The sequence below is a fragment of the Novosphingobium sp. genome, from assembly GCF_965229225.1.
In the GTDB taxonomy this organism is placed as follows: domain Bacteria; phylum Pseudomonadota; class Alphaproteobacteria; order Sphingomonadales; family Sphingomonadaceae; genus Novosphingobium.
Genome location: NZ_OZ245867.1, coordinates 1,598,426 through 1,611,082, shown reverse-complemented (window position 1 = coordinate 1,611,082; position 12,657 = coordinate 1,598,426). Strand labels below are relative to the sequence as shown.

At 66.3% G+C, this 12,657-nt stretch carries 13 protein-coding genes; 8 read left to right on the top strand and 5 right to left on the bottom strand.

From position 1 onward, the window contains the following. Positions 1 to 165: 165 nt before the first annotated feature. Positions 166 to 1,833, top strand: coding sequence for a formate--tetrahydrofolate ligase (locus ACO06X_RS07270; RefSeq protein WP_421839267.1), 1,668 nt, complete (start codon positions 166 to 168; stop codon positions 1,831 to 1,833). A 3-nt stretch (positions 1,834 to 1,836) separates the two neighbouring features. Here ACO06X_RS07270 and ACO06X_RS07265 read toward each other — a convergent pair whose 3' ends face one another. The 3 genes from ACO06X_RS07265 to ACO06X_RS07255 form a co-directional block, all read right to left on the bottom strand. Continuing rightward, positions 1,837 to 3,195, bottom strand: coding sequence for an alkaline phosphatase family protein (locus ACO06X_RS07265; protein ID WP_421839266.1), 1,359 nt, complete (start codon positions 3,193 to 3,195; stop codon positions 1,837 to 1,839). Beyond that, entirely contained in the window at positions 3,195 to 5,501 is a 2,307-nt protein-coding gene (locus ACO06X_RS07260) for a TonB-dependent receptor (protein WP_421839265.1), read from the bottom strand. The genes ACO06X_RS07265 and ACO06X_RS07260 overlap by 1 nt, the downstream gene beginning before the upstream one ends. Before the next feature lie 205 nt (positions 5,502 to 5,706). Further along, complete coding sequence (locus ACO06X_RS07255; RefSeq protein WP_298173835.1) at positions 5,707 to 6,024, bottom strand: 2Fe-2S iron-sulfur cluster-binding protein; 318 nt, start codon at positions 6,022 to 6,024, stop codon at positions 5,707 to 5,709. A gap of 140 nt (positions 6,025 to 6,164) precedes the next feature. On the opposite strand from ACO06X_RS07255, the gene ACO06X_RS07250 reads away from it, so the two are divergent. Next, positions 6,165 to 6,782 (top strand): DNA-3-methyladenine glycosylase family protein, encoded by a 618-nt coding sequence (locus tag ACO06X_RS07250; RefSeq protein WP_421839264.1) that lies wholly within the window; start codon positions 6,165 to 6,167, stop codon positions 6,780 to 6,782. Positions 6,783 to 6,820: 38 nt separating this feature from the next. Further along, positions 6,821 to 7,624 carry an SDR family oxidoreductase gene (locus ACO06X_RS07245; protein ID WP_421839263.1) on the top strand — a complete coding sequence of 268 codons (804 nt, stop codon included), beginning with the start codon at positions 6,821 to 6,823 and terminating at the stop codon, positions 7,622 to 7,624. On the opposite strand, the gene ACO06X_RS07240 is transcribed toward ACO06X_RS07245, so the two are convergent. Then, the gene (locus ACO06X_RS07240; RefSeq protein ID WP_421839262.1) at positions 7,625 to 8,401 is read right to left on the bottom strand and encodes a hypothetical protein; all 777 of its coding nucleotides are present in this window, start codon (positions 8,399 to 8,401) and stop codon (positions 7,625 to 7,627) included. A 104-nt stretch (positions 8,402 to 8,505) separates the two neighbouring features. Beyond that, a complete protein-coding gene (locus ACO06X_RS07235) occupies positions 8,506 to 8,799 on the bottom strand; it encodes a 4a-hydroxytetrahydrobiopterin dehydratase (protein ID WP_421839261.1) in 294 nt (97 codons plus the stop codon). A gap of 48 nt (positions 8,800 to 8,847) precedes the next feature. Here ACO06X_RS07235 and ccmA point away from each other — a divergent pair, with 48 nt between their 5' ends. From ccmA to ACO06X_RS07210, 5 genes are all read left to right on the top strand, one after another. Beyond that, on the top strand, positions 8,848 to 9,423 hold the full coding sequence (ccmA, locus tag ACO06X_RS07230; RefSeq protein WP_421839260.1) for a heme ABC exporter ATP-binding protein CcmA: 576 nt from the start codon (positions 8,848 to 8,850) through the stop codon (positions 9,421 to 9,423). Next, positions 9,420 to 10,079: a heme exporter protein CcmB gene (gene ccmB, locus ACO06X_RS07225; protein ID WP_421839259.1), complete on the top strand. Its 660-nt coding sequence runs from the start codon at positions 9,420 to 9,422 to the stop codon at positions 10,077 to 10,079. Before ccmA ends, ccmB begins: the two co-directional genes overlap by 4 nt. 215 nt (positions 10,080 to 10,294) lie before the next feature. Next, complete coding sequence (locus tag ACO06X_RS07220) at positions 10,295 to 11,302, top strand: cysteine synthase A (protein ID WP_421839258.1); 1,008 nt, start codon at positions 10,295 to 10,297, stop codon at positions 11,300 to 11,302. A gap of 38 nt (positions 11,303 to 11,340) precedes the next feature. Then, a complete protein-coding gene (locus ACO06X_RS07215) occupies positions 11,341 to 11,724 on the top strand; it encodes a hypothetical protein (RefSeq protein ID WP_298173811.1) in 384 nt (127 codons plus the stop codon). Positions 11,725 to 11,900: 176 nt separating this feature from the next. Then, positions 11,901 to 12,419 carry a hypothetical protein gene (locus ACO06X_RS07210; protein WP_421839257.1) on the top strand — a complete coding sequence of 173 codons (519 nt, stop codon included), beginning with the start codon at positions 11,901 to 11,903 and terminating at the stop codon, positions 12,417 to 12,419. Positions 12,420 to 12,657 lie beyond the last annotated feature (238 nt).

Here is a 12,657-nt window from a genome sequence, read left to right as displayed (position 1 = left end):
GCCGTTGAACACATTGAGATATTCCAAAAATGCTATCATTTGATAGAATACTCGCAGCGATTATACTTTGAACCTACCAATTGAGATGATCTTCCTGCAAGCGAAGACCAAGCTCTACGCGGGAAGGACGCTTGCTCTGCGCGCCATCATAAGTAAAAAGACTGGATGCCATCCGACATCGAGATCTCGCGCGCCGCGACGCTGAAGCCCATCCTCCAGATCGCCGAGCGCGCCGGAATCCCGGCTGCCGCGGTCGAGCCTTATGGCCACTACAAGGCCAAGCTCGATCTGGCGCTGCTCGAAGCCGAGGCGGGCAAGGCGCCGGGCAAGCTGATCCTTGTCACCGCGATCAACCCCACCCCGGCGGGCGAGGGCAAGACGACGACCTCGGTCGGCCTTGCCGATGCGCTGAACCGGATCGGCAAGCGCACCATGCTGGCCCTTCGCGAACCCTCGCTTGGCCCCTGTTTCGGCACCAAGGGCGGGGCGACTGGCGGCGGCTACGCGCAAGTCGTGCCGATGGAGGATATCAACCTCCACTTCACCGGCGATTTCCATGCGATCACCAGCGCGCACAATCTTCTCGCCGCGATGATCGATAACCACGTCTACTGGGGCAACACGCTCGATCTTGATGTGCGGCGGATCGTGTGGCGGCGCGTGCTCGATATCAACGACCGCGCGCTGCGCGATATCGCGCAAGGGCTGGGCGGGCGGGCCAACGGGTTCCCGCGCGAATCCGGGTTCGATATCACCGTCGCTTCGGAAGTCATGGCGATCCTGTGCCTCGCCGAGGATCTCGCGGATCTGGAAGCGCGGCTCGGGCGGATCGTGGTCGGCTATACGCGCAGTGGTCGCCCTGTTACCGCGCGCGAACTGAAGGCCGATGGCGCGATGGCCGTGCTGCTGGCGCAGGCGATCAAGCCCAATCTCGTGCAGACGCTGGAAGGCAATCCTGCGCTCGTCCACGGCGGACCGTTTGCCAATATCGCGCATGGCTGCAATTCGGTGCGGGCGACGCGCGCGGGGTTGGCGCTGGCGGACTATGTGGTGACCGAGGCGGGCTTTGGCGCAGACCTCGGTGCGGAAAAGTTCTTCGATATCAAGTGCCGGCAGGCTGGCCTCAAGCCGGCGGCGGCGGTGATCGTCGCCACGGTGCGCGCGCTGAAAATGAACGGCGGCGTTGCCAAGAATGCGCTGGCGCCGACCGATGTCGAGGCGGTGAAGCGCGGCGGGGTAAACCTCGTGCGGCATATCGAGAACGTGCGCCAGTTCGGCGTGCCTGCTGTCGTCGCGATCAATCGCTTCCCCACCGACAGCGACGAGGAGATTGCCGCTGTCCAGGCCATCGCCGCCGCGCATGGTTCGCAGGCACTGGTCTGCACGCACTGGGCTGAAGGCGGCGCGGGTGCGGTCGATCTGGCCGAACGGGTGGTGCAACTGGCCGAAACGCCCTCGCAGTTCGCGCCGCTCTATGATGATGCGCTGCCGCTGTTCGAGAAGATCAATACCATCGCCACCCGCATCTACCGCGCCGAATGCGCGATTGCCGATCCGGCGGTGCGGACGCAGCTCGCCGCTTGGGAAGAGCAGGGGCACGGCGCGCTGCCGGTGTGCATCGCCAAGACACAGTATGGCTTCTCCACCGATCCTGCCGCGCTGGGCGCGCCGACCGGCCATGTGATCCCGGTGCGCGAAGTGCGGCTTTCGGCAGGCGCGGGCTTTGTCGTGGCGATCTGCGGCGAGATCATGACCATGCCCGGCCTGCCGCAGGTGCCCGCGGCAGAACGCATCCACATCAATCCCGAAGGGCGGATCGAGGGCCTCTTCTAGGCCCTACTTCCCAAAGCTGATCGCCGGCTTTTCGGCATCGGGCAGCGTGCCGCCCATCAGCTTGGCCAGCGTCGGCGCGATCGCGCGCATGTCGATCTCGCCCAGCTTGCGGCCCTTGGGAATGCCCTTGCCCATGATCATGAAGGTGGAGCGCATTTCGGGTGCTGCCGGGAAATAGCCGTGCATGCCCTTGACCGGCGAGGGGAACGACAGCGGCAGGGTGCCGTTCACGAGCGGACCGGCCACGGCGCCGATTTTGAGGTTCACATAGAAGCTGGCGTCGGGATTGGCCCCCTCCGCCGCGATGGCGGGGCCTTCGATCACGCGTTCGAACTTGGCAGCGGGATCGGCGGCCAGCTTGTCGAGCACGGCCTTGACCCTGGCTTTCAGCGCAGCATCGTTTGGCCGCGCCAGGCGGATCGCGAACGAGCCGCCCGAACCCCACGGCGTTGCATCGGCGGACGCGATCTTGCCGTCCGGACCCAGCGTGACGAGCCCGGCATCGATGAACGGGCGGTAGAGGTTGATCACTGTATCCACCGGCGCAAACCCGTGATCGCTGACGAGCGCGATCACCGCATCGGGATGGACCTGCATTTCGGCCGCCACGAGTTCGCCGACGAAACCGTCAATCTGCTCCAGCGCTGCGTGCGATTCGGCGGAGCCCGGGCCGGTCTCGTGCTCGGTATGGTCCAGCGCGGCGAGATACATCGTCATGAAGCCGGGCTGGTACTTCACGATCATCCCCACGCCGAATTCGGTGCGGATCTGGTCGCCCAGCAGGTCTTCGGATTTGCCATCGGCGTAGGCCGCGCCGGTCGCCGTCTCCAGATCGCCGACAAGGCCCGGTGTCGCCAGCGCATTGACCAGCTTGCGGTCGTCGGGATGGCCGGTGCGCCAGATCTGCGGGAGGTTCCACGTCACGTTCTTCGCCGCGACGGAAACCGGCCAGTGGACGTTGCCGGTGGTGAGGCCGGCATCACGGGCCGCATCCCACAGGGTGCGGGCCTTGTTGTCCTCGGCATACCAGAACCAGCCGCTCTGGTTGATCTGGGTGGGATCGTAGGTGGTGTTGTTCACGATGCCATGCTTGGCCGGCGATACGCCGGTGATCAGCGTGGTGTGGCTGGGATAGGTTACCGAGGGCAGCACGCCGACGACGCCCGTGGCATAGGCGCCCTCGGTCATGAAGCGGCGCAAGGTCTCGACCCTGAGGCCACGCGCCTCGGCGTCGAGCACGTCGCCGGGGCGCAGTCCATCGATCGAGATGAGGAGGACAGGAGCGGCGCGCGCTTCCTCTGCCGCTGCGCCAGAAAGCACCGGGGCGATGAGCGCAAGGGCGAGAGGAAGCGCGCGGCGCATCAGAAGCCCACCTTCACGGTCGCGAAGACCTGACGCGGGGCACCGGCGAGCAGCGTCTGGTTGTCGCCGCTGTTGCCGAAGCCGTTCGAACCGATCGTGGCGACATAGCGCTTGTCGAACAGGTTGGTTGCGTTGATCTGCAGTTCCACCGGCTTGCGCATGCCCAGATCGAACCGGTAGCCGAGCGTCGCATCGACGAGCGCGCGGCCGGGGACCGACTGGTCGTTGGTGTAGGTGAAGTAACGCTTCGACATGTAATCAACCCCGACGCGGCCATAGAGCGGCCCCTGATCGTACGAAACTTCGCCATGGACAAGGTGCTTGGGGCTGTCGGTCACGGTTTTCCCGGCGGTGGGGATCGTGGTGACGGTGCCGTTGGCCCGGATCACCACGTCGTCGCGGTAGGTGTTGTCGTTGTAGCTGTACGAAGCCAGCACCGACCAGCCGTGGCCGATGCGCAGCTCGCCGCTCGCCTCGATGCCCGCCGAGCGCACGCCGCCGACGTTCTGCAGCGCGTTGGCCGCGCCGACGATGCCCACCGAGGTCGGGATCGCCAGCAGGCGGTTGCGGAAGTTCACCAGATAGCCCGCAAGCACACCGTGGAAGATGCCGCTGTTGTAGCGCAGGCCCGCCTCGTACGTGTCCGACTGCTCGGGCTTGAGGAAGGGCTTGATCGCGTCGAACCCGGCCTGGCTCGAGGAGAACGGACCTGCCGTGGTGGCCGAGGCGAAGGCGCGCGTCACCTGCGTGAAGCCGGCGAAAGCTTCGATCGCGGGCGAGAAGCGGTAGCTGATGCCCGCGTGCGGCTGGAACCAGTCCTTGGTCGAAAGATCGCCCCGCGTGCGTCCGCCTGCGACGATCGGGTTGGCGTGGTTGTCCACCTTGAAGCCCTTCCAGCCGAGGCTGATCCGGGCGTCACCCAGCTTGATCTCGTCCTCGACGTAGTACTGGAACGTCTTGGTGTTGAAATCGATATCCCACTGCGTCGCGAACGGATCGTGCTGGAACTTCAGGTGGTCGCGGCCCGGATTGGTGCGGCTGGCATAGGCATAGAAGCGCCGCGCCTGGTTGAAATCATTGTTTTCGTACCACGCGCCCACGGTGATGTTGTTCATGCCGAGATCGGCGTTGAGGCTGCCGAACACACCCTTGCGGTTGATGTCGTATTCGGTGGTGCGCAGCGCCATCGGCACGCCGGTCGGGCTGTTGACATAGGGCGTGCCCCAGGTGCCCTGGCCCGAGTTCTTGTGGAGATAGGTCTTGAGCTTCAGCGTCAGCACCGAGGCGAGCGGCGCGGTGAGGCCGACGGCGGCGAGCGTGTCGCGGCGCAGGCCCGAAGCGTCGTAATAGGCATCATCCGCGGTCTTGATCGGCGAGGGATAGACCTTGCCCGCAGCCGGGTTGAGCGGGGTTGTGCCAGTCTCGCCCCGGTTGGCGGCAATATCGGCCACCTGCACGGCCAGCGCATACTTGCCCGGGCCGAAGTTGTCCCAATCGTAGCCGAGGCGGTTGATCTGGTCGAGGCTGAGGTCCTGATAGTCCTGCTCGGCGCGGTCGGAATAGCTGAAGTAGCCGTCGAGCGTCACGTCGCCCAGCGGCAGGATGCCCTTGGCGTTGACGTTCAGCTGGCGCTGCTTGCCGTCGCCCTTCCACTTGTCGGTGGTGGCATAGACGACCGAGCCGAAGGCGCGCGCACCGTTTTCCGTGCCGATGCCGCCGCGCAGGAAGCCGCGCCAGGTGTTGTTCGAGCCGTAGGTGCCGCTGGCGTCGAGGCCGAGCGCGGTCTTCGGATCGATGGTGCTGAAGCTCAGCGTGCCGCCGAGGTTGTTGGTCGACTGCGTGTCGATCGCGCCCGAGCCCTGGCTGACGACGGTCGAGCCGATGTTTTCCGCAGTGACCGCGCGGCTGATGTGAAGGCCGTTGTAGTTGCCGTACGACATGTCGCCGAGTGGGATGCCATCGAGGTTGAAGCCCAGCTGGTTCTGGTTGAAGCCGCGCAGGGTGATGCGGGTCGACCATTCATACGTGCCGAACGCATCGGCCGACTGGAAGTTGACCGACGGCAGCTTGGCGATGGCGCGCAGCGGGCTGGTGCCGGCGGCCTGGATGGCAAGGTCCGCACCCGAAAGTTCCTGGACCTGGCGGGTCTTGCCGGTGCCGTAGACGACGATGGCTTCGCCGTCGCCGCCATCGGTTGCGGGGGCCGCAGCTGCCTCGACGGCAGGTGCAGCCTGCGGTTCGGTGGCCGCAAAAGCGGGGGTTGCGGCAAACGCCGTGGTGGCGAGCAGCAGAGTGGCAAGGCGCATTGTAAACTCCCTCATAAACGCTTGGATTGCTGCGCCCGCTAAGGCCCTGAGGTGACAGTTTTATGCTTGTTTTATGACGCCTTGCGTCATACTCGCCGCGCAGCCCGCCGGTGCTCTGGCGCACAGCAAAACGCCCCGCGCGCATTGCTGCGCCGGAGCGTTCTTGCCTTGCGGAAAAAGCAGCGCGGGCTGGCCGCGCGCCTGATCAGTCTTCCGGTGCGATCGTGACCTTGAGGCCGTCGAGATCGGCGGTCAGCTGCACCTGGCACGAAAGGCGCGAGGTTTCGCCCCGGTGGTCGGAGCTTTCCAGCAGGTCGTTCTCGTCTTCGCTCATCTTCGGCAGCTTGTCGGCGAAGGCCGGGTCCACATAGATGTGGCAGGTCGCGCAAGAGCAGCAGCCGCCGCACAGCGCGAGGAGTTCGTCAAAGCCGTTGTCGCGGATCGCTTCCATGACCGAAAGGCCGGCAGCGGCCTCGACAGTGGATTCTTCACCCGAGCGGTTCACCACGACAAGCTTCGGCATCGATCATGTCTCCTGTTGAGAGCGCACCGGTCCCCGGCATGACGCTCTCTAGCCCCATTTGACCGGGGCTGCTATCGCGCGGGGGGTCATTTGGCAAGGTGCTGCGCTGCATCATGGCCTCAAAAGGAAAGCTGTTACTGATGGGCCTCAACGCCAGCCAGATTGCCGAAGGGCTTGCCCACGTCTCCGCGATGAACCCGAAGATTGCCGAAGCTCTCGCGCGCGTCGGCCATCCCGCCCCGCGCATCCGCCCGCGCGGTTATGCGACTTTGCTGCGCACGATCGTGGGCCAGCAAGTCAGTGTCGCCGCCGCTTCGTCGGTCTGGACCAAGCTCTCGGCGCTGCTAGGGGACGACATTCCCCCGCACGACCTCCTTGCCGCCGATTTCGATTCGCTGCGCGCCTGCGGCCTTTCGCGCCAGAAGCAGGGTTATGCGCGGTCCTTGTGCGAACTCGTGGTGACGGGCGAACTGGCTCTCCATTCGCTGCCGGAGGATGACGAGGAAGCGATCGCGGAGCTCACCAAGATCAAGGGCATCGGACGCTGGTCGGCGGAAATCTACCTTCTCTTCGCGGAAGGACGGCCCGATATCTGGCCGGCAGGCGATCTTGCCGTGCAGGCGGGCATGGCGAAACTGCTGGGGCTCGAAGAGCGCCCCGACGAGAAGCAGGCCCGCGCTCTCGCCGAAGACTGGCGCCCGCACCGCGGCGCGGCGGCGATCTTCACTTGGCATTGCTATGACAATCCAGCGCTGTAGGCTTCCGTCCAGACAACAACGACCGAGGGTGTAAGGTTGTGGCGCAAAAGACGATCTTCATCACCGGCGGCGCATCGGGCATCGGGCGCGCGGTGGCCGAGCGGTTTGGCCGGGCGGGCTGGTTTGTCGGCATTGCCGATATCAACGAGGACGGGATGGCCGGCACCGCCGCGCTGATCCCGGCGGGCTTTTCCTCGCAGCACAAGCTGGATGTGCGCGACCGCGCCGCATGGGACGCGGCGCTGGCGGACTGCGCCGAGGCCTCGGGCGGAAAGATCGACGTGGTGTTCAACAACGCCGGCATCCCCCTTGGCGGGCGGTTGACCGACTGCAGCGCCGAGGAAGTCGAACGCACGCTCGACATCAACCTCAAGGGCGTGATCTTCGGCGCGCAGGCGGCTTATCCGTGGCTCAAGGCTGCGGCCCCCGGCTCATGCCTGCTCAACACCGCGAGCGCGGCGGGGATCTATGGCATGCCCGGCGGCTCGATCTATTCCGCGACCAAGTTCGGCGTTCGCTCGATCACCGAATCGCTGGATGGCGAGTGGAAGGACGATGGCATCAGCGTGCGCGATCTGATGCCGAGCTTCATCGAAACCCCGTTGCTCGATCATGCGCCCAATCGCGCCTCGAACGCGGATATCCGGGGGCAGGTCAGTTCCGCCGGGCTCGAAATCACGCCGGTGAGCGAAGTGGCCGAGGCGGCGTGGGCGGCGGTGCATGGGCAGAAGATCCACACGCTGGTCGGCAAGACCGCGAAGAAACTGGCCTTTGCCGCGCGCTGGATGCCGGGTGCCTTGCGCAAGCAGGTCAGCGGCCTTGGGCGGCCAATGGGGGGCTGATCAGTCGAAGCTCGTGTCGTCAGGCTGCGCCGTTAGAGCCTTGCGGCGCAGCAGGAAGATTACCGCGACGACCGGCAGCGAGAACGACAGCATCCACGCGTCAAACGGGGAGGCCTTGAACGCCGCACTGCCCAGCAGGAAGAAGCCGAGCGGCCGGAAGATCCACACGCCGGTCGTCCAGTTGAGCGTGAACTGGCCAAGGCCGAGAGCAGACCCGATGGCCCAGAGCCAGCGCCGCCGCACGCCTGTGCTGCGCCCGATGAGGATCAGCGCGGTGACGATCGTGAGCGTCGAGAGCACCATCGCGGCCAGCCAGAAGTAGTGCAGCGCGCCTTTTCCTGCGAGCGTGAAGGCCCCGCCCGTGGTCGGCTGATGGTCAGAGGGCGCGGCATGCCATCCCACGATCTGCGGCCCGCCGGGCGCCACCTTCATGACGATCTGGATCACCGCCCATCTGGTTCCCGCGCCGAATTCGTAGTTGAGCGCCTTCAGGGTCTGCGAGGCGCCGTTCACCGTATTGGTCTGGACGGCGACGGTCACCAGCCTGGTGTTCGTGGCCTTGGGGATGCCGGCCTGAAACGACCGCTCGATGCCGAGCGTCTGCGCATAAAGTTGCGGCTCCATGCTGGCCTTGACCGAATCGAGCTGCCCTGACTGCAGCGCGGCGATGAAGCGGACCGCGAGGGACTGCTCCTGCGGCGTGGCGAGCGTTTCGTTGACCTGCGACTGCGAGCAAGCGGCCAGAAGCAGGCTGAGGATCACCAGAATGATGCGCATGCCCCCGATCCTTCCACTTTGCCCCAGACTGCGGATTTCTGCGTAGCTGGAATGGCTTGCCGCAGCAATCGGGACAGGCAACCGGGCCACGCAACTGGGCTGGCCTAGCCCGCGAACCCGTCAATCGCACTGGCAAGCGCCACGTCGCGCTTGCTCAGCCCGCCCGCATCGTGCGTCGTTAGCGTGATCTCCACGCGGTTGTAGACGTTGAACCACTCCGGGTGGTGATCGGCCTTTTCGGCAAGGATCGCCACGCGGGTCATGAAGCCGAAAGCCTCAGCGAAATCGGCGAAGCGGAAGGTGCGGGTCATGGCGAGGCCGTCTTCGCGCAGGGACCAGGCGGGCAGGGCGGCGAGGGCGGCGGTGCGTTCGGCATCGGTGAGGGCGGCAATGGCCACAATCGGTCTCCTTGGCAGTGCGGCGTCTTTCCCCTATCGCGTGAACCGATGCAACCGTGCCGTCTCGCTGCCTATGATCTTGCCTGCCGGCGCGGTGACCGGCTGCTGTTCAGGGGCGTGGGCTTCGAACTGACCGGGGGGGAAGCGCTGCACCTTTCCGGCCCCAACGGCATCGGCAAATCGAGCCTGATGCGCATTCTGGCGGGCCTGCTGCGCGCCTACAACGGCCATGTCGAGCACGAGGGCGCTATGGCGCTTTCGGATGAACGGCCCGCGCTTGACCCGCACCGGCCGCTGGGTGAGGCGCTGGCGTTCTGGCGGCAAGTTGATTGCGCAGGCGAGGCGCGCGCCGATTTCGGGCTTGAAGACCTGCTCGATGTGCCGGTGCGCTATCTTTCCACCGGCCAGCGCAAGCGCGCGGCGCTGGCGCGGCTGGCGGCGAGCGGTGCGCGGATCTGGCTGCTCGATGAGCCGCTGAACGGGCTTGACACGCATTGGGGCGCCAGCGCGCAGGCCGCGATCGAGGCGCACCGCGCGCTCGGCGGCATTGCGGTGATCGCCTCGCACCAACCGCTGCAATTGCAGAAACTGCGCACGCTTTCGCTGCTGGAGCATCTGCCATGAGGGCGCTGTGGACGATCTTCCGCCGCGATCTGACGCTGCTGCTGATGGGCGCGCCGGGACGGGGCGGGGCGCTGCTGCCGCTGCTGTTTTTCCTCGCGGTTGCCATGCTCTATCCCTTTGCAGTGGGCCCCGATGCCAAGCTGCTGGCGCGTACCGGCGCGGGCGTGATCTGGGTTGCCGCACTGCTGGCCGCGATCCTGCCGCTGGACCGGCTGGTAGAGCCGGATCTGGAGGCCGGCTTTTTTGATCAATGGGCGCTGCGCGGGATTGCCGAGGAAGGCGTGCTGGCGCTGCGCATCCTCGCGCATTGGCTCAGCTTTGGCGTGCCGCTCATGCTCGCGGCGCCGCTGGCGGCGGGGTTGCTCAATCTGGACGGTGCGCAGTTGTGGACGGTGGAGTTGGGGCTGCTGCTCGGCACGCCGGGCCTTGCGGCCATCGGTGTCACCATCGCGGCGCTCACGGCCGGCCTGCGCGCAGGCGCGGCGCTGGGCGGACTGCTGGCGATACCGCTGACGGTGCCGTTGCTCATCTTCGGTGCGGGCTCGCTCCAGCCAGGCGGGGAGGGCGGGCTGCTGCTGCTCGCCGCGTCCAGTCTTGCGTCCTTGGCCATCGCGCCGTTTGCCGCGGCGGGGGCCATTCGTGCGGGGCGGGAGTAGACGGGTTTTCGCGCAGAGATCGCAGAGAGCGCAGAGTTTTTGTTCTCGCGGCGCAGCCGCGCTTTCTCTCCGACGTGCGGCTACCAGAACAAAAGCCTGCGGCGCGGTGTGAACTCTTTGCGATCTCTGCGGTCTCTGCGCGAAACAATCACACTTGCGCTCCTGAAAGCGCAATTGCATTGCGGCCAGCGCGGCGGCGCATTACCTCCCGCAGCATGACAAGCACCGCGCCGCCACCCGCCGTCCTCGCCGATACCCTCTCGCTGATCGGCAACACGCCGCTTGTCCTCCTTAAGGGGCCAAGTGAAGCTGCGGGCTGCGAGATCTACGGGAAGTGCGAGTTTGCCAACCCCGGCGCTTCGGTGAAGGACCGCGCCGCGTTGTGGATCGTGCGCGACGCAGAAGCGAAGGGCCTGTTGAAGCCCGGCGGCACCATCGTTGAAGGCACGGCGGGCAACACCGGCATTGGCCTTGCGCTTGTCGCCAACGCGCTGGGCTACAAGACCGTGATCGTGATGCCCGAAACGCAATCGCGCGAGAAGATGGACACGCTGCGCGCGCTGCGGGCCGAGCTGGTGCTGGTCCCCGCCGCGCCGTTCTCCAATCCGGGGCACTTCGTCCACACCTCGCGCCGCATTGCCGAGGAAACCGAAGGCGCGATCTGGGCCAACCAGTTCGACAATATCGCCAACCGCCGCGCCCATATCGAAAGCACCGCGCCCGAAATCTGGGCACAGATGGAAGGCCGCGTCGATGGCTTCATCTGCGCAGCGGGCACCGGCGGCACGATCGCCGGGGTCGGCTTCGGGCTCAAGGCCTTCGACGAGGCCGTGACGATCGGCCTCGCCGACCCGCACGGCGCTGCGCTCTACAACTACTATGCCCACGGCGAACTGAAATCCGAAGGCTCCTCGGTCGCGGAAGGCATCGGGCAGGGGCGCATCACGGCAAATCTCGAAGGCGCGCCGATCGATACGCAGTTCCGCATTTCGGACGAGGAAGGCCTCGAATGGGTGCGCCGCCTGCTGGCTGAGGAAGGGCTGTGCCTTGGCCTTTCGAGCGGCATCAACGTGGCGGGCGCAGTGGCGCTGGGCAAGCAACTCGGCCCCGGCAAACGCGTGGCGACGATCCTGTGTGACACCGGCTTCCGCTACCTCTCCTCGCTCTACAACCCGGAGTGGCTGCGCGCGAAGGGCCTGCCCATCTTTCCCTGGCTTGGATGACCTTCCCCTCGTTGGCATAAGCGGGTAAGATCGGGCGGATGGCACTCTTCGGCCTCATCCCTGATCGCCGCCCGTCGCCGGACGCAGCGGCTGAAACCCCGGCGGAAGCCGCGCGGCTGGCCGCGTTGCAGCCCGCGTATCCCGGCCCGCGCGAACTGCGCGCGCAGGCGGTACATCGGCTGCAGATCGGGCTGTTCGGCCTTGCCGGGATGCTGCTCATCGTCAGCCTTGCCAACGTGATCATGGACCGCGCCAAGCAGGTCGAGCGCACCACGGCGGGAACGCCCGCTGCTGCGGCCAGCCCCAGCGCGAGCCCCAGCACGGCCAACGATCCGCTGGTCGATATGGGCGTCGCACCCGAACTGCCGGTGGCAGGCGGCGCCAAGCCCGCGCGCCAGGCACCGCGCCCGCCCGGCAACTGAGCGGCAGCCGCACAATCCTGATCCTTGCCGCCGGCGCACTGGCGCTGGCCAGTTGCACGCGCGCTTCGCCGCCGCCCGCGCTCGGCCTGTTCACCAGCCTGCCGATTCTGTGGAGCGAGGCGGACGGCATGGGGGCGCAGCTTGCTCCTTCTGAAAAGCCGCACTGGGCCCGCCCCGTGCTTGAGGCAGGCCGCCACCTTGTCCCGCTCGACACGCTCCTTGCGCCGGGGCCGCTGGCCGACCTTTTCGTTGCGCAGCCGCGTCCGCTGGAGCCGGCGGAGAACGTCGCGCTTGATGCCTGGGTGCGGGGCGGGGGGCACCTCCTGCTGTTTGCCGATCCGCTGCTCACGGCGGAAAGCCGCTTCGCGCTCGGCGATCCGCGCCGCCCCGCCGATACCGTGCTGCTGGGTCCGATCCTGGCGCATTGGGGCCTTGCGCTGCGCGATGCGGGCAAGGGGCGGGAAAGCGCGGGAACGCCGTTTCCCGTGAATGCCCCGGGTGAACTCACCCTGCTTCCGGGGCCGGTGCAGGACTGCCGGATCGAGCAGGCCGGCCTCATCGCGGCGTGCAGGATCGGCAAGGGTTTCGTGCTGATCGTGGCCGATGCCGCGCTACTCGAACCCGCCGAGGGCCCGGAAGCCGCATCCCGCGCCGAGGCGCTGCGCACCCTGATGCGCCGGGCCTTTGCCCGCTGACGCGGGAATCGGCGGGAAACGACCACGGGAAAGTGCGGGAACGAAGCGGAGCTGCTCCCCGGCTGCGCGTCTTAACCATAAAATTTGGCGGAATTGCGTGATTTCGTCCAAAATCCCGCCAAGCTACCTGAGCGTTACGTGGTTGCCCCAAGCAAAGATTCATCCACTGGAATCAACGTTTGGACGCAATTTCCCGCATTTTCCCCTTTTCGCCCGGACCCTCCCGCGTTAAGACGAC

What these genes read in the sequence shown, in the direction of transcription:
- ccmA (WP_421839260.1), top strand. Translation starts at nt 8,848, where the DNA reads ATGCAACCGTGCCGTCTCGCTGCCTATGATCTTGCCTGCCGGCGCGGT.
- ACO06X_RS07260 (WP_421839265.1), bottom strand. Translation starts at nt 5,501, where the DNA reads ATGCGCCTTGCCACTCTGCTGCTCGCCACCACGGCGTTTGCCGCAACC.
- ACO06X_RS07265 (WP_421839266.1), bottom strand. Translation starts at nt 3,195, where the DNA reads ATGCGCCGCGCGCTTCCTCTCGCCCTTGCGCTCATCGCCCCGGTGCTT.
- ACO06X_RS07255 (WP_298173835.1), bottom strand. Translation starts at nt 6,024, where the DNA reads ATGCCGAAGCTTGTCGTGGTGAACCGCTCGGGTGAAGAATCCACTGTC.
- ACO06X_RS07215 (WP_298173811.1), top strand. Translation starts at nt 11,341, where the DNA reads ATGGCACTCTTCGGCCTCATCCCTGATCGCCGCCCGTCGCCGGACGCA.
- ACO06X_RS07240 (WP_421839262.1), bottom strand. Translation starts at nt 8,401, where the DNA reads ATGCGCATCATTCTGGTGATCCTCAGCCTGCTTCTGGCCGCTTGCTCG.
- ACO06X_RS07270 (WP_421839267.1), top strand. Translation starts at nt 166, where the DNA reads ATGCCATCCGACATCGAGATCTCGCGCGCCGCGACGCTGAAGCCCATC.
- ACO06X_RS07250 (WP_421839264.1), top strand. Translation starts at nt 6,165, where the DNA reads ATGGGCCTCAACGCCAGCCAGATTGCCGAAGGGCTTGCCCACGTCTCC.
- ACO06X_RS07220 (WP_421839258.1), top strand. Translation starts at nt 10,295, where the DNA reads ATGACAAGCACCGCGCCGCCACCCGCCGTCCTCGCCGATACCCTCTCG.
- ccmB (WP_421839259.1), top strand. Translation starts at nt 9,420, where the DNA reads ATGAGGGCGCTGTGGACGATCTTCCGCCGCGATCTGACGCTGCTGCTG.